General features: G+C 62.3%; 14 protein-coding genes and 1 pseudogene. 11 read left to right on the top strand and 4 right to left on the bottom strand.

The window, feature by feature from the left end:
* The first annotated feature begins 168 nt into the window (after positions 1-168).
* The 4 genes from ACOSV0_RS23530 to ACOSV0_RS23545 all read left to right on the top strand — a co-directional run bounded on the left by ACOSV0_RS23530 (position 169) and on the right by ACOSV0_RS23545 (position 3,149).
* Complete coding sequence (locus ACOSV0_RS23530) at positions 169-996, top strand: transporter substrate-binding domain-containing protein (protein WP_434114134.1); 828 nt, start codon at positions 169-171, stop codon at positions 994-996.
* Between the two features lie 80 nt (positions 997-1,076).
* A complete protein-coding gene (locus tag ACOSV0_RS23535) occupies positions 1,077-1,745 on the top strand; it encodes an amino acid ABC transporter permease (protein WP_434114137.1) in 669 nt (222 codons plus the stop codon).
* Positions 1,745-2,434 (top strand): amino acid ABC transporter permease, encoded by a 690-nt coding sequence (locus tag ACOSV0_RS23540; RefSeq protein ID WP_434114140.1) that lies wholly within the window; start codon positions 1,745-1,747, stop codon positions 2,432-2,434. Before ACOSV0_RS23535 ends, ACOSV0_RS23540 begins: the two co-directional genes overlap by 1 nt.
* A complete protein-coding gene (locus ACOSV0_RS23545) occupies positions 2,412-3,149 on the top strand; it encodes an amino acid ABC transporter ATP-binding protein (RefSeq protein WP_434114142.1) in 738 nt (245 codons plus the stop codon). The genes ACOSV0_RS23540 and ACOSV0_RS23545 overlap by 23 nt, the downstream gene beginning before the upstream one ends.
* A gap of 59 nt (positions 3,150-3,208) precedes the next feature.
* Here ACOSV0_RS23545 and ACOSV0_RS23550 read toward each other — a convergent pair whose 3' ends face one another.
* From ACOSV0_RS23550 to ACOSV0_RS23560, 3 genes and pseudogenes are all read right to left on the bottom strand, one after another.
* A complete protein-coding gene (locus ACOSV0_RS23550; protein WP_434114144.1) occupies positions 3,209-3,865 on the bottom strand; it encodes a GntR family transcriptional regulator in 657 nt (218 codons plus the stop codon).
* A gap of 98 nt (positions 3,866-3,963) precedes the next feature.
* A pseudogene (locus tag ACOSV0_RS23555) lies at positions 3,964-4,233 on the bottom strand (IS6 family transposase); the annotation flags it as partial.
* A gap of 29 nt (positions 4,234-4,262) precedes the next feature.
* Positions 4,263-5,189, bottom strand: coding sequence for a LysR family transcriptional regulator (locus tag ACOSV0_RS23560; RefSeq protein ID WP_434114146.1), 927 nt, complete (start codon positions 5,187-5,189; stop codon positions 4,263-4,265).
* 114 nt (positions 5,190-5,303) lie between these two features.
* On the opposite strand from ACOSV0_RS23560, the gene ACOSV0_RS23565 reads away from it, so the two are divergent.
* From ACOSV0_RS23565 to ACOSV0_RS23595, 7 genes are read left to right on the top strand one after another with little or no spacing between them, the layout of a single operon-like run.
* A complete protein-coding gene (locus ACOSV0_RS23565) occupies positions 5,304-6,737 on the top strand; it encodes an MmgE/PrpD family protein (RefSeq protein WP_434114149.1) in 1,434 nt (477 codons plus the stop codon).
* A 10-nt stretch (positions 6,738-6,747) separates the two neighbouring features.
* Positions 6,748-8,085, top strand: coding sequence for an MFS transporter (locus ACOSV0_RS23570; RefSeq protein ID WP_434114150.1), 1,338 nt, complete (start codon positions 6,748-6,750; stop codon positions 8,083-8,085).
* A 20-nt stretch (positions 8,086-8,105) separates the two neighbouring features.
* Positions 8,106-9,491, top strand: a complete 1,386-nt coding sequence (locus ACOSV0_RS23575; protein WP_434114153.1) for an MmgE/PrpD family protein — start codon at positions 8,106-8,108, stop codon at positions 9,489-9,491.
* Positions 9,488-10,855, top strand: a complete 1,368-nt coding sequence (locus ACOSV0_RS23580) for an MmgE/PrpD family protein (protein WP_434114155.1) — start codon at positions 9,488-9,490, stop codon at positions 10,853-10,855. The genes ACOSV0_RS23575 and ACOSV0_RS23580 overlap by 4 nt, the downstream gene beginning before the upstream one ends.
* Positions 10,856-10,907: 52 nt before the next feature.
* Positions 10,908-12,305 (top strand): MFS transporter, encoded by a 1,398-nt coding sequence (locus ACOSV0_RS23585; protein ID WP_434114158.1) that lies wholly within the window; start codon positions 10,908-10,910, stop codon positions 12,303-12,305.
* A 27-nt stretch (positions 12,306-12,332) separates the two neighbouring features.
* The gene (gene tcuA, locus ACOSV0_RS23590) at positions 12,333-13,835 is read left to right on the top strand and encodes an FAD-dependent tricarballylate dehydrogenase TcuA (protein ID WP_434114160.1); all 1,503 of its coding nucleotides are present in this window, start codon (positions 12,333-12,335) and stop codon (positions 13,833-13,835) included.
* 2 nt (positions 13,836-13,837) lie between these two features.
* A complete protein-coding gene (locus ACOSV0_RS23595) occupies positions 13,838-14,926 on the top strand; it encodes an ornithine cyclodeaminase family protein (protein WP_434114162.1) in 1,089 nt (362 codons plus the stop codon).
* A 37-nt stretch (positions 14,927-14,963) separates the two neighbouring features.
* On the opposite strand, the gene ACOSV0_RS23600 is transcribed toward ACOSV0_RS23595, so the two are convergent.
* Entirely contained in the window at positions 14,964-16,202 is a 1,239-nt protein-coding gene (locus ACOSV0_RS23600) for a LysR family transcriptional regulator (protein WP_434114164.1), read from the bottom strand.
* Positions 16,203-16,375: the final 173 nt, after the last annotated feature.

Raw genomic sequence — 16,375 nt, forward strand, 5'->3', positions numbered from 1 at the left:
CAAACTTCGAGGCTGGCATCGTCGCCAACCTCGCTTGACAAGTAATTTAGGCAATGTTTTGATACTAACGTATACGATACGTATACGCAAAGTCGTCAAAAAAGCGATGCTGCGAATGCCTCGTCGGAGTAGTCAAATCACCTTCACGCCCTCTCACGGAGTCATAGTATGAAACCCTCGATCATCCTGAGCCGCATGCTCGTTGCCGGTCTCGCGGCATGCGCGCTGCTCGGCTCAATCGACGCCGGCGCACGCACGCTTGACGAAATCATTGCGTCGAAGAAGATCGTGTTCGGCATCAACCCGAACCTGCCGCCGCTCGGCACGTACGACGCCAAAAACAATATCGACGGGTTTGATGTCGCGATTGCGCGCAAGATTGCTGACTCGCTCGGCGTGAAGCTTGAAATCGTGCCGGTCGGCTCGAACGATCGCGTGCCCTTTCTGATGGCCGACAAGATCGACGCAGTGATGGGCGGCATGACGCGTAACGCCGACCGTCTGAAAGTGATCGACTTCACGGACCCGGTGAATACAGAAGTGCTGGGCGTGCTGACCACGCAAGACAAGCCGTATAAAGACTATCTGGCGTTGAACGATCCCTCGGTGCGTCTCGTGCAGGTGCGTGGCACGACGCCTGTCAAGCTGATTCAGGACAAGCTGCCGAAGGCGCAACTGCTGTTGCTCGACAACTACCCGGATGCGGTTCGCGCCATCGCGCAAGGCCGTGCGGACGCGCTGATCGACGTGCTGGACTTCATGCTCAGCTACACGAAGAATTATCAGACGAAATGGCGCGTGGTCGATGCGCCGATCGAAGTGGACTACGATTGCATCGGCATCAAGAAAGGCAATACGGCGTTGACCGAGCGCCTGAACAAGGAAATCGGCACACTGCAAAAGAACGGCTATGTGGCCGCGAGCTGGAAGAAGTGGTTCGGCAGCCCGATGCTGTATGACCCGACTGCTGCACCGCCGACCGTCGCCGCACAGTAACTCATCAATCGTGCGCAGTGCGGCGTCTTCTCGCCTGAAGGCGCCGCACTGCGCGACTCGTTACAGGGAGTACTGATTCGATGACGCTTCAGTTTGGGCCCATCCTCGAGCAGTGGCCGTATCTGCTTGGCGGTGCGTGGCTCAGTCTTCAGATCGCGGTACTCGCGTTCGGCTTCGGCATGTTTATCGGTCTCGTGTGCGCGTCGATCCTGCGCTACGGGCCGGCGTTCCTGCGCCGTGTCGTGAAGGCCTACGTGACTTTCGCGACCAACACGCCGCAGCTCGTGCAGATCTTCTTTCTGTTTTTCGGCTTGCCGGAAATCGGCATTACGTTGTCGCCGTATACCGCCGTGCTCATCGGCGCCACGTTCAATGCCGGTGCGTACTTGTGCGAAATCCAGCGCGCCGGTTTCGAGTCGGTACGCTGGGCGGAAATCGAAGCCGCCGAAGTGCTCGGCTTCTCCACGCCGCAAATCGTGCGTCACGTGATCTTTCCGCATGTGATGAAAGTGATGTTTCCGCCGTTGTCCAACCAGTTCATCGTGATGACGCTCGGCACGTCGATGGCGTCGATCTTCGGCGTCGAGGAGCTGACCGGACGCACCAGCAATATCGCGTCGCAGACCTATCTGTCGGTTGAGGCATTCAGCGTGGCCGCCGTGATGTATATCGCCATCACCATACTGGCGACATTCGCGCTCGCGATGTTCGGCCGTCATGTGTGCCGCGCGAAGATAAAGGTGTTTTGATGGCCGGTTCGATGATGACCCAACTCGCGCATCTGTTTTCGTACTACAACCTGCTGTTGTTGCTGGAAGGACTTGTCGCCACTTTTGTACTGTCGGCGATTGGCTGCCTCGCGGGCTTTGTCTCGGGCTTCGCGGTCGCCGTGCTGCGCATCACGCGTTCGCGCGCCATGGCTCCGGTGCGCGTTGTCGTGTTTGCCTATTGCGTGGTGTTTCGCCGCGTGCCGTTCCTTGTCACGCTGATGCTGGTGTTCTTCGCGACGCAGTCGCTCAACGCCAACCTGTCTACGTTCAGCGTAGCGTTGATCAGCGTGTGCCTGATCGCGTCCGCGTATCTCGGCGAGATCGTGCGCAGCGGGCTCGAATCCGTCCACGTGAATCAGTGGGACGCGGCGAGCACGCTGAACTTCAGTTACCTCGAAACGCTGCGCTACGTAATCGTGCCGCAAGCGTGGCGCGTGATCGTGCCACCCACCTTCGGTTTTTTTGTGATGTTCATCAAGGACACCGCGCTTGCATCGCAGATCGGCGTGATGGAACTGACGTCCGCAGGAAAAGTGCTCAGTAACAAGGGCTTTTCTGCAACGCTGGTGTATGGCGCGATCCTGGCGTTGTATTTCCTGATGTCGTATCCGTTGTCGCGCTTCGGTAAGCGCATGGAGAAGAAACTTGCCGCAACTCGAAATCGTTGACCTGAAAGCGTCCTATGGGCCGCATACCGTGCTCGAGCGGATCAACCTCTCGGTGGAGAAAGGCGAGATCGTCAGCCTGATCGGTCCGTCCGGGTCGGGCAAGAGTACGCTGTTGCGCGTGTTGATGGGGTTGCTGCCGCCTGAGCATGGCAGCGTGCGTCTGAACGGCGGTGTGGTGAATTACGCGGACAAGGCCGCGGTTCGCGCGCTGCGTTCGGATATTGCCATCGTGTTCCAGCAGTACAACCTGTTCCAGAACATGACCGTGCTCGACAACGTGATGATTACGCCGACGAAGATCAAAGGCTGGCCGCGTCAGGACGTCGAGAAGAACGCCATTGATCTGCTGACGCGTGTCGGTCTTGCGCATCGGCTGCATGCGTATCCGGACGAACTGTCAGGCGGGCAGCAGCAACGCGTGGCGATTGCCCGCGCGCTGGCGTTGAAGCCGAAAGTGCTGTTCCTCGACGAAGTGACGGCCGCGCTTGACCCCGAACTCGTCAACGAAGTGCTGGATACGATTCGCGAACTCGCGTCGGACGGCATCACGATGTTTATCGTCTCGCACGAAATGAGCTTTGTGCGCGAGGTGTCGTCGAAGGTGGTGTTCATGGCGGGTGGCCATGTGGTGGAAACCGGCACGCCGCAACAGGTGTTCGACGCGCCGCAGGAGGTGCGGACGCGCGAGTTCGTCGGCAAGATTCTGCGCCACTGATGATGAACACCGTTGCGGTGACGCAGCCGGGCTTGCGTGATCGGTGACGAAGAGACGGCCTAGTTGTACGTGCCTTCCGCAAGCCGGTCGAGCACGAAGCGGCGCAGATTCTGCAAATGCGTACGGACGGCGGCGCGCGACGCTTCGGCGTCGTCGGCCAGATACGCTTCGAGGATCGCGAGGTGTTCCGCGCGGTCTTCTTCGATACGATTGAACGGCGTCACCAGTTCGAACAGCCGGCTATTGGTGCGCACCAGATCGATCATATGCGCGAGCACGTCGTTGCCGCTGGCGCGCGCCATCATCGTATGCACCTGGTCGTCCAGCTGCCAGTGCGCCTGTTCCTGCTGGCCGCTACTGAGTGCCTTGATCTTCTTGATCAGTTGCTGAACGATCTTCTTGTCGATCTTTCCGATTGCAAGGCCGATCGCTTCTGCCTCCAGCAATTCGCGCACTTTCATTGCCTGAAAATACTCCTGAGCGCTAACGAAGCGCACCGAATACGAGCGCGCGCCCGCGCGCACCAGAAGGCCTTCGCCTTCGAGGCGCAGCAATGCTTCTCGCATTGGCGTGCGGGAGATGTTGAGTTCTTCGGCGAGGCGGCCTTCGACGACAGGGCCGCCGCTGCGCAATGCCTTGTCGAGAATCATCCGGCGCAAGGTCTGGTAAGCCAGTTCGCCCAGTTTTTCGGGGCTTGAAGAGGGGGAAGTGTTCACGCTATCTCACGAGAGTTATATCGCGAGTATACGGTTTGTATACGGCTTCGCAAGGGTGAGAAGCGACTTCGACAGTGTCATCGTGCTTCTTTGACAGATTATCCAGGCTCGGCGAAACGACGCCACACGGTAAAGCGTTCGTCGAGTTGTTTGCGGTAGGGCGATGCACGCTGGAGATGGCGCTTCAGTGCGGAGCGTTGTCGGACCGGTCCGACGCTCGATAGGAAAGCTTGCGTGCGTTCAGATCGCGAAAGCCACGCAAGCTACGCATGCAGCGCTCGCGCTCATGTGTTGCCTGATGACTGTTTCTCGGCGCGGTTGTTCAGCCGGGCACTGGCTTTAACGAAAGCGTGCTTGACATGGGCGAGCCGTACGCGCGGGACAAAGCGCATACGCTTTATTCCCCGGACAGGTAGGACGAATCAAGCGGCGCCATCCGCCGCAACGTCAGCCTGAAATCGCGCGCCACCGGCGACAGCGTTCCCTCGCGCCGGCGGATCAGACCGATGATGCGCGCCACCGTCGGCTCGACGAGCGGGCGAATGGCGATCCGCGCTTGCGCGTCGCGCGGCATTGCACAGCGTGGAATGATCGAAATGCCGAGGCCGGCTTCGACCAGACCCAACGACGTGGTCAGATGCTCGATCTCGATCAGCCGCTCAGGCCGCCAGTCGATATCCCTGAGCGCGGCATCGAGCATCCGGCGATTGCCGCTCGTCGTGCCGGACACGATCAGGGGCCACGGCCGCAACTCCGACCATGCGACGGTTTCGCGCGCGGCAAGCGGATGATCGACGGGGCACGCGAGCACATAGGGATCGGTGAGCAGTTCGTCGATGGCGAGTTCAGGCGTTTCGTTTACCAGAAAAGCAATGCCGAACTCCGCGTCGCCATCCGAGACGCGGCGCGTCACGGCGGCCAGATTCGTTTCGATCAGCCGCAAACGCACTTCGGGGCGCCGCCGGTGATAGTTGCCGATGATTTTCGGCAGCAGGAATTTGGCGACCGTCGGGATGCACGCAATCGTCAATTGCCCCGAGTGGCGGCGGCTCGCTTCGGTGACGAGTTGCAGCGACGCCTCCAGTTCACGCAGCACGCTCTGCGCGCGAGGCAGAAGCAGTTGGCCCGCCTGCGTCATCACGACATTGCGCGTGGTGCGCTCGAACAGGATCACGTCGAGCGCTTCTTCGAGCCGTTTGATGCGCCGCGTCAAAGCCGATGCCGACAGGCTCAATTCGATCGCGGCATCATGAAAGGAACCGTGCGACGCCACCGCGACAAACGCTCGCAGCGCATCCAGATCGACCCCGGGAAACTGATTCATCGTAGTCCGCCAACTATTGCGTGTGACGCAATAATAATCACGTGTTGTGCAATTCACAAATCCGCCGATGCTGCTGATACTGAACGCACGACAATGACTACGGCGAACACCCCGATGAACCAGCACAACGACATTGGCACAAACCCTTATACCGGCGGGGTCGCCGCTTTCGTCGCAGGCTTGCACTACGACGCGATACCCGCGCCTGTGCTCGAACGCATCAAGCTGCTGATACTCGATTCGCTCGGTTGTGCTATCTATGGCGCCGCGTTGCCGTGGAGCAGGATTCTTGCCGACACGCTGAGCCGCGTCGACAGCACCCAGGGCAGTACCGTGTGGGGCACGTCGCTGAAGCTGTCGGCGCCGCATGCGGCGCTCGTCAACGGCACGCTGGTGCAGAGTTTCGAACTGGACGACGTGCATCGCATCGGCGTGCTGCATGTCGGCGCGGTGACGTTGCCGGCGGTGCTGGCGGTTGCCGAACTGCAGCATATGAGCGGCCGTGATTTTCTGCGCGCCTGCGTGGCGGGCTACGAAATAGGTCCGCGTGTAGGCATGTGTATGGGACCGGAGCATATCGCGCAAGGCTGGCATTCGGGCGCGACGGTCGGCGTGTTTTCCGCGGCAGCGGGCGCGGCTGCCGCGCTGAAGTTGAATGTGGAGCAGACCGTGCACGCGCTCGGCATTGGCGGCACGCAGGCGGCGGGGCTGATGGCCGCGCAGTTCGGTGCGATGGTCAAACGGATGCATGCGGGGCGTGCTGCGCAAAGCGGCCTGTACGGGGCGTTGCTCGCGCAGAACGGTTTTACCGGCATCGTCGATGTTTTTGAAAGTCCTTACGGCGGTTTTTGCAGCACGTTTTCGCGTTCGGACGATCGCTTCGATCTGTCGCAACTCGTCGACGGCCTCGGTGAGCGCTTCGAGACAATGCGCATTGCGCTGAAGTTCTATTCGTGCGTCGGCAGCAACCACACGACACTCGACGCGATTCGCGTGATGCAGGGCCGCCATCCATTTGATGCTTCCGATATCGAGCGGATTGTCGTGCACGGCTCGCGCGTGACGGTCGATCACGTCGGCTGGAAATATGTGCCGCAAGGGCTGACGTCGGCGCAACTGAATCTGCCCTATTGCGTCGCGACGCTGCTGCTCGACGGTGACGTATTCGTCGACCAGTTCACCGAAGACAAGGTCGCGGACCCGCAGCGCATGACGCTCGCCGAGCGCGTGCAGGTGATCGAGGATCCGGCGATCACGGCGCGCGGTTCGACATTCAGGCATATGGTGCGTGTCGACGTGTTCCTGCGCGACGGCACGCATCTGGAGCAAACGGTCGAGGCGCAGCGCGGCAGTGAGCACGCGTTTGCGAGCGCCGAAGAGATCGTCGACAAAATGAAAAAGCTGGCCGGCCACCGGATCGACGCCGCGCACGTGCAACGTATCGTCGACTGGGTGCTGCATGCCGAAACGATGCCGGATGCGAGCGAACTGGCGCGCCTGCTTGCCACCGGTATCGCCGTGACGCCTGTCACCGCCGTTACCGCATAAGGCGCGAATCATGTCCGCGACGCCTCGCACATTGAACCTGCCCGCATCGAAAAGCGAACGCCGCACGCGGCTGCGTTCGATCATCGGCGGCAGCGCGGGCAATGTGATCGAGTGGTACGACTTTCTTGCGTACTCGATCTTCTCGATCTACTTCAGCAAGGCGTTCTTTCCGGGCGGCAGCCAGACCGCGCAACTGCTGAACGCGGCGGCCGTGGCTGCCATCGGCTATGTGGTGCGGCCGCTCGGCAGCTGGGCGATCGGCGCGCTCGCGGACCGGCGTGGACGGCGCGTCGCGTTGAGCCTCTCGGTGGCGATGATGAGCGTCGGCTCGTTGATCGTCGCGCTGACGCCGACTTACGCGACGATCGGTGTCGCCGCGCCCGCGGTGCTCGTGTGCGCGCGCCTGCTGCAAGGCTTCAGCATGGGCGGCGAGGCCGGCACGAGCGCGACCTATCTGAGCGAAATGGCGCCGACCGGGCGGCGTGGATTTTTTGTCGGCTTCGTGCAGGTCACCGTGGTGATGGGGCAACTGGTGGCGCTCGCGTTGATGCTCGTGCTGCAGAGACTCATACTCACGCCGACGCAACTCGAAGAGTGGGGCTGGCGCATTCCGTTCGCGATCGGTGGCGTGCTGGCGGTGTTTGCCCTGTATCTACGCCGCGGCATTGCGGAGACCGATGCGTTCGAACGGCACGACACCGGCGGCGCTACGCAACAGGCTGAGCGCGGCAGCCTGCTCGTGCTGCTGGTCAAGCATCGGCGGCAAACCTTATGGACGATCGGCATCAGCGTAGGCGGCACGGTTGCGTTCTATACGTTCACGATTTATCTGCAGAAGTTCATGGTCAACACGACCGGTTTCAGCCGCAACGAGGCGACGCTGATTACGACCGTCGCGCTCGTAATCTATATGGTGTTCCAACCGCTCTTCGGTTTGCTATCGGATCTGATCGGAAGGCGGCCGGTAATGCTGATCTTCGGCATTGGCGGGACGTTCCTCACCGTGCCGCTGATGCATGCGCTCGGCGCCACGCATAGCGCGCTCACCGCATTTGCCTTGAATCTGGGCGCGCTTGCGATTCTGAGCGGCTTCTCGTCGATTCACTGGCTGGTCAAATCCGAACTGTTCCCGGCCAAAGTGCGTGCGCTCGGTGTCGGGTTGCCGTTTGCGGTGGTGTCGTCGGTGATGGGCGGCACTACCGAATTTCTCGCGTTGCGGCTGAAAAACGCCGGACACGAGGCGTGGTTTTTCTATTACGTCAGCGCGTGCGCGGCCGTATCGCTCGTCACTTATCTGCTGATGCCGGAAACACGGCATCGCTCGATTATCGACGACGAAGCGCACTAGAAAAAAGGAGACCGTTGCTTATGCCGTCCAGTTCGCACGGCGCGCCGTTCGCGGCGCGAGTGCTGTCGGAGTATGCGAGCGCGCTGCGTGTCGGGCAGTTGCCCGACCAGGTGGTGCGGCGCGCGAAAGACTGCCTGATCGATGCGATCGGCGCCGCGGTGTACGGACATGACGTCGCGGCAGGGCAGGCCGCGCTGCGTTATAGCGAAGACGCGGCGGCCGGACCTTGCGCGATCCTGGGAAGTGCGAGACGGGTCGCGCCGGAAGCGGCGGCGTTTGCGGGCGGCGTCCTCACGCATGCCGCCGAACTCGACAGCTTGCGGCAGCCTGGCAGCGGCGTGCATCCCGGTGCGGCGCTCGTGCCCGCGGCATTGGCGGCGGCCCAGGCGTCGGGTGCATCGGGCAGCGAATTGCTGACGGCGCTGGTTGCGGGCATCGAAGTGCTGTTCAGGATCGGCAATGCGACCCAGCATTCCGCCGAGGCGCGCGGCTTCCATGCGCCGGGATTGACGGGGCCATTCGGCGCGGCGATTGTCGCCGGCCGGCTTGCCGGGCTGAATGCCGGCGAACTATGCCGAGCGCTAGGCATCGCCGGCTCGCTCGGCGGCGGCCTGCTCGAGTTTGCGAAGAGCGGTGATGGCGGTCTGGTCAAACGGATCCATCTCGGGCGCGCGGCACAAGCCGGCGTGACCGCAGCGCGGCTCGTGAAGGCCGGTTTCGATGGACCGTCCAGTGTTCTCGAAGGAAAGTACGGATTCTTGCACGCCTATTGCGAAAGTGCGGACGCATCGCGTTTGACTGCCGGACTCGGCGAGCAGTATGAAACGCTGACGCTATGCCTCAAACGCTACGCCTGTCACATCGTCGCGCATACGCCGGTGTTTGCCGCGCAGAGATTGCGCGCCGAACACGATATCGATGCACGGCGGAGCGATGGCCGCCGCATCGCTTCGATTCGTATCGAAGGCGCAGCGCGGCTCGCGGCGAATCACGACATCAAGGCGCCGCACGATCAGGTGCTCGCGCAGTACAGCGTGCCATTCTGCGTGGCTGCCGCGTTGCTGCACGACGCCGACGATCCGGCCACGTTTGGTGCGACCTTGCTCGACGATCCTGCGGTACGCGAGCTCGCGCAACGCGTCGAGATTGTACCGAGCGACAGAACCGGTCTTTCTACACTGACACGCATCATGCTCGACAACGGCGCAGTGTACGAACAGGCGCAGACTGATTTTCCCGGATGCCCGAGCGACCCGCTGGACCTCGCGCAACTACGCGCCAAATTCATGCGGTTGACCCGCCGGCTCGGCGATCGCGCTGCCACGCTGTTCGAGCGGCTCGACGCGCTCGAACACGAAACCGATTTGCAATGGCTCGACGCCGCGCCGCAAGGAGTTCGTCTATGAGCATCGCGCAAATACTCGGCGCGCGAATCGCCGCTTTTTCATTCGCCGATGTGTCCGACGCAGCGCGGCACTGGGCACGCATCGGCATTGCCGATACGGTTGGTGTGACGCTTGCGGGGTCGCCCGAACCGTGCGCGCGGATGGCGCGCGCCGTGGCCACACCATCGACTGGCGACGCACTGTTGTTCGGCCGGCGCGAACGCATCCGTCCGACCGATGCCGCGTTCGTCAACGGCACCGCCGCGCACGCACTCGATTTCGACGATTGCAGCAACACGCTCGGCGGCCACCCGTCGGCGCCGATTCTGCCCGCACTATTCGCGCTTGCCGATGAGCGGCATGCGAGCGGACGCGATCTGTTGACCGCATACGTCGCGGCTTTCGAAGCGCAGGCGCGTCTCGCGCACGCGGTGAATTTTCACCACTACGACAAAGGCTGGCATCCGACTGCAACGCTCGGCGTATTTGGCGCATGCGCCGGCTCGGCGCGTCTGCTTGAACTGGATGCGTTGCAGACGGCGACTGCGTTGTCGATTGCCGCGTCGTTCGCATCGGGTGTGAAGGCCAATTTCGGCACGATGACTAAACCGCTGCATGTCGGACACGCTTCGCGTAACGGCCTCGTTGCAGCATTGCTGGCGCGCGAAGGCTTTACCGCGGGCGATACGGCATTCGAACACCGGCAAGGATTTTTCAACGTCTACAACGGCGCGAACAACTACGACGCGGATGCGGCAGTGAGCCATTGGGCCGATCCGCTGGATATCGTCGAGCCGGGCATTGCGATCAAGCAGTACCCATGCTGCGGCAGCACGCATCCGGCGATCGACGCGATGTTGCTGCTGGCCGCCGAACACGATCTGAAACCGCAGGATGTCGAGCGCGTGCTGTCGTTTACGCATCCGCGCCGGTTGCAGCATACGAATCGCCCTGAGCCGAACAGCGCGCTCGATGCGAAATTCAGCGTTCAGTATTGTGTCGCGCGTGCGTTGGCGCAGAGGCGTGTGGTGCTATCCGATTTCGAAGGCGAGGCGTACGCCGAGGCGGCGATCCGCGCCCTGATGAAGCGTGTGATCGCCGCCCCCGATCCACAGGCTGACCAGCAGCCCGATCATTTCGGCGCCGAGATCGTCGTCGACATGCGCGACGGCCGGCGCTTTGCAAAACGTGTTGCGAGCGCCGCGGGGCGCACGTCGGCCAACCCGCTGCCGAACTCGCGGATCGAGGCGAAGTTTCTCGATTGCGCGAAACATGTGCTGACCGATACGGCCAGCGCCGACGCGCTCGCGATGCTGTGGCGTATCGACGAGCTGGACGATCTCGCCACGCTATCGGCGCTGCTGGAAGCGGGGCTGCGCAACTAGGCATCGACATCAAACCAGCGGCAACGACCGTTGGGAACGAAGGAGACAAGCCATGAACGATTCACTCGTCGCCGCGCGCGTCGACCGGTTGCCGACCTCGCGATTGCACCGCGAATGGATGTTCCTGTTCGCGATTCCGCTGTTCTTCGAAAGCTGCGACATCAACACGTTCGCATCCGCCGCGCCTGCGCTGATCACGCACTGGCACATCGCGATCAACGAAATCGCGTTGATCACGTCGGCGAGTTTCATCGGCATGTTCTTCGGCGCGACGCTCGGCGGCATGCTGTCGGACCGGCTGGGACGCAAACGCTCACTGATCCTGTTCGTGATGATTTCGTCGCTCGGCTCGCTTGCGACCGCGGCGGTGCCGAGTGTGGCCTATCTGTTTGCCGCCCGAGTCGTGACCGGTTTCGGTATTTCAGCCGGCATGGTGACCGTGATGGTTTATATCGCCGAAATGTTTCCGGCGCGCTCGCGCGGCACCTGGCAATCGTGGGCGATGGTGGTCAACCTGTGCGCAATTCCAATGACGAATTTCGTCGCGCGGCTGCTCGTGCCGTATGGTCCGCATGGCTGGCGCTGGGTATTCGTGTGGGGCGCGCTCGGCATTGTGTTTCCGCTGCTCGCGCGGCGCTTGCCCGAGTCGCCGCGCTGGAGCGCTCGTGCAGGCCGTTTCGATGAAGCCGAACAGGCGCTCTCCGCGATGGAAGCGCGCGCGGTGGCCGACGGTCACACGCTGAGCGAGCCCGAAGTCGTCACGCGTCCGCAGGAAGTGCGCGAGCCGTGGACCACCATGTTCAATCGCGTCTACCGCCGCCGCACGCTGACACTGTGCGCGATCTGGCTGCTGCAGACCATCGGCTTTTATGGCTTCGAAGCGTGGGTGCCGACGTTGCTCGTGCATCACGGCATCACGATCGCGCGCAGCCTCACGTACTTCACGTTGATCAATGTCGGCGCGCCGCTGGGCGCGTTGCTCGCCGTGTATCCGGCGGACCGCTTCGAGCGCAAGCATCTGATCGCGGTGGTCGCGTTGCTGATCGCGGGGTTTGGCTTGTTGTACGGCCTGAGCTTCACGCCGGTCCTGATCGTCACGTTCGGCTTCGCGGTCGGCATGCTGACGCAAACCTTCGCGACCTTGCTTTACTCGTACACGCCCGAGCAGTTTCCGACCGGAGTGCGCACCAGCGCGACCGGCCTGACGTATGGCGCGGGGCGCCTCGCGAATGTCGCGAATGCGTTTATCGTCGCGGCGATCTATACGAACTACGGCTACGTGACGGTGTTCATGTACATCGCCGGCGCGTGGTTTCTCACCGCGCTGATCACACTCGCGTTCGGTCCGCGCACGACCGGCCGCAGCCTCGAAACCCTCAATCCGGCCGTCGATGCGGCGGGCGGTCCGGCAGCGTCGATGCCGTCGCTTGCCGACTATCCGCGCCACTGATCGCTTTATTTCAAGGAGATTCATCCGATGTCACCTGAAGAACTCAACGGTATCGACGTGCTCGTGATCGGCGCGGGCAACGCGGCCGCGAATGCGGCGCTCGCCGCGCACGAAGGCGGCGCGAGTGTCGCCTTGCTCGAAAGCGCGCCCGCCGACGCACGCGGCGGCAATTCCGCATTTACCGGCGGGGCATTCCGCTTCGTCTACGATTCCGTCGACGATCTGTTGAAGCTCGCGCCCGATATCGCGGAACTCGATCTGCCGAACATCGACTTCGGGACTTATACGCGCGAACAATATTTCGACGATATCGGCCGCCTCACCGAATACCGCGCGGACCCCGAACTCACCGACGTGTTGATCGAAAACAGCTACGAGGCCGCGCTATGGCTCAAAAAGCATGGCGTGCGGTTCCAGCCGGCGCTGGGGCGGCAGGCGTTTCGCGTTGAAGGCAAGTTTCGTTTCTGGGGCGGACTCGCGTGCCATATCCTCGGCGGCGGCACGCATCTGGTCGAGACGCTGCATAAGGCGCTGGAGAATGCCGGCATTGGCGTCGTCTATCAAACGCAGGCGATGAGCCTGCTGTACGACGGCGGCGGCATTCAGGGCGTGCGCGCGCTGCATCAGGGCAAGCAGATCGAGATCCGTGCGAAAGCGGTTGTGCTGGCATGCGGCGGCTTCGAATCGAACGCGGAAATGCGGGCGCGCTATCTCGGGCCGAACTGGGATCTCGCGAAAGTGCGCGGCACGCGCTACAACACCGGCTGGGGTCACCGGATGGCGATGGACGTGGGCGCGGCGGTGACCGGCCACTGGTCCGGCGCGCATGCGGTGCAGTGGGATATGAACGCGCCCGAGTATGGCGATCTGACGATCGGCGACCGCTTCCAGAAACACAACTATCCGTTCGGTATTCTCGTCAATGCAAAGGGCGAACGCTTTCTCGACGAAGGGCTGGATTTCCATAGTTTTACGTACGCGAAATACGGTCATGAAGTGCTGAAGCAGCCGGGTCTTTTCGCATGGCAGGTGTTCGATCAGAAAGTGGTGAAACTGCTGCGCGACGAATACCGGATTGCGCGCATCACGAAAGAAACCGCGAATACGCTCGAAGAACTGTCGACCAGGCTGACCGGTGTCGATCCTGAGGGTTTTCTGCGGACGGTGCGCGCGTATAACGATGCCGCGCGTCCCGATGTGCCGTTCAATCCGAATGTGCACGATGGCTTGCGCACGCAAGGGCTGGCGATCGACAAGACCAACTGGGCCAACAGGCTCGATACGCCGCCTTATGAAGCCTATGGCGTGACGACTGGCGTGACCTTCACATTCGGTGGACTGAAAGTGTCGACCGCGGCGGAAGTGCTCGATGTATCCGGTCAGCCGGTGCGCGGCTTGTATGCGGCTGGCGAGATCGTCGGCGGTTTGTACTATCACAACTATGGCAGCGGCACGGGCCTTGTCGCAGGCGTCGTATTCGGCCGACGCGCGGGCGCAGGCGCGGCGGCGCTCGTACGTGGAGCGCGCTAACGATGCTGCTGATCGACAACGAATGCGTTGCGCGTCTGCTCACAATGCGGGACTGCATCGACGTGCAGGAGCGTGCGTTCGCAGGCCTTCTGACCGGTGCGTCGATTGGCCGGCCGCGTATCGACACGTACATGCCATCCGCGCGTGATGACGGCTATTACCGTTTCGGTTCCGTCGACGGCGCGACCGATGGCGTGCTGGCCGTGCGGCTCAAATCGGACGTGATGGTGTGGCCGCGCGGCGGCAGCGAGCAGAAGTTTTGCATCGAGCCGGGCACCTATTGCGGGCTCGTCGTGCTATTCAGCACGGCGGACGGCGCGCCGCTCGCGATCCTCAACGACGGCCATCTGCAGCACATGCGGGTGGGCGGCGCGGCGGGGCTCGGCACGCGGCTACTGGCACGCGCGGACGCGCATTCGGTCGGTATGATCGGCTCGGGCGGCATGGCCGAAACTTTTCTCGAAGCGTTGGCGGCCGTGCGCGATCTGCAAAGCGTGCGCGTGTTCAGCCGCAGTGCGGACAATCGCCACCGTTTTGCGCAGCGGATGAGCGCGCGGCTCGGCATTCAGATTACGGCCGTCGATGCGCCCGAAACCGCGGTGCGCGGCGCCGATATCGTCGCGACCTGCACCGACAGCATGACACCCGTGCTCGATGCCGCGTGGCTCGAACCGGGCATGCACGTCGTTGCGTTGACGCCGCGCGAATTCGACGCAAAAGTCGCGGCCCGTTTCGACGTCACGATTGCACAGGGCCGCGAACCGCTGCCGATGGCGGAGAGCGAGCGCTTCAGCCAGCATATTTCGGGGAGCCCGAATGCGTTCGTCGGCGGCTCCGCTGAGGAACGCGCGCGCTTGCCGGTTTCACATGGCGCGCGTGTCGACACGACGCATTGGCCGATCTATACCGATGTGATTTCGGGCCGCGCGCCTGGGCGAACCGACGACCGCCAGATCACGTTTTACTATACGGTCGGCAACTGGGGTGTTCAGTTCGCGGCGGTCGGCGGCCATGTCTATCGGGAAGCGGTGCGCGAGAAGCTCGGCGTGCCGCTACCGCGCGAATGGTTCGTGCAATCGATCAGGAATTGAGCGAAAGCCGGTACCTCGAATCGCGAGTAGGCGGATTTCAGTTGCCGATTGTGCGCGCAACGTCGACAACGGAGAGGCGGATTGAATCGATCAACGCTCGCGCAGCGGGAGACGGGTTGCCTGTTGAACGCATGGTCAGCCCGATGTCGCGCCGGGTATTGTGCAGCTTGACATCGAGAACCGCCAATTGTCCGGATTCGATCTCCAGATGCAATTGATGGGCCGACAGTGCCGCGATCATGTCCGTGTCGAATAGCAAGCCGCGAATGACGGCAAGGTCCGCGGTCTCCACGGTCGGCATGGGCGGCTTCACTTTGATCCGCTTGAACTGCGCCTCGAAGAGCGCACGAGCGGGTGCATTGCTTCGCGGCAGCACCCATTGCGCGCCACGCAAATCCACGATGGTCAGATTGCTCATGTGCGCGAGCGGATGATCGCGGCGCACCAGCAGCGCCATATCCGACGACATCAGACGCTCGTTTTTCAGACCACTCGACGCGTCATTGTCACGCAGGGCGCCAAGGATAAAGTCGATATCGCCCGCGCGCAGGTCTGCGACGAGTGCCTCGTAGGCGCTTTCGTTCGTGACGGTATGCACGCCCGGATTGTCCTTGATCATTCGCGCTATCGCTCTGGGCAGGATCAACGTGCGTCCGAGCGGCAACGCGCCGACCGTCACGGTGCCCTGGATCTTGCCGTGCGTTGCCGCGATATCGTCGGGTACATGCCTTAACTCGTTCAGCGCGCGGCGCACGCGCAGCAGAAACGTTTCGCCTTCCGTTGTGAGCAGGATGCCGCGCGGGCTGCGATGAAACAGCGTCAGACCGGCGCCGCTTTCCAGCACGCGAATCGCGGTGCTTACCGCGGGCTGGCTGATACCGAAGGTTTTGGCTGCGCTCGGCATGTGCCGATGGCGTGCGAGCGCGATAAACAACTGAAGCCGCCGCGTGTTGAGCAGATACGCCGGCAACGCGCCTTCCGCCGCAGGCCGGCGGCGTGCCTGTTTGGCCGAGCACCACTGCGCAAGTTCTTCCAGCTCGGCAAAAATCCGCTCGCAACGCTTCAGGACAGCACGGCCGACCGGTGTCGGGAGCATGCCCGAGGGGCTGCGGTCGAACAGCGGCTCGCCGAGTGCTGCTTCCAGCTCCTGCACGGAACGCGTAATGGCCGACTGGGCGCGAAAGAGCGTGGCGGCGGCACGCGTCGCGCTGCCCGTATCGGCGACAAGCCGGAACGCGCGCAGTTGCGACAGGTTGAGAAGTTCGTTGTTGCTCATGAATAGCGGGGCTTACTCGGTTTTCGATATCAGTATAGCGACGTGCTATCGCTGCCACTACGTATGCAAAGCGGATTGCGATTTGGTTTATGAGCCATCTGTTCTGTTTATGGAGCGTGGGCAAACGCGAGTGGACGTCCTGAACGGTCGATACCCGCTTGGTATCCCAAATG

Origin of the sequence: Paraburkholderia caffeinilytica, assembly GCF_051027425.1 — a bacterium.
Taxonomy (GTDB): Bacteria; Pseudomonadota; Gammaproteobacteria; order Burkholderiales; family Burkholderiaceae; genus Paraburkholderia; species Paraburkholderia caffeinilytica_A.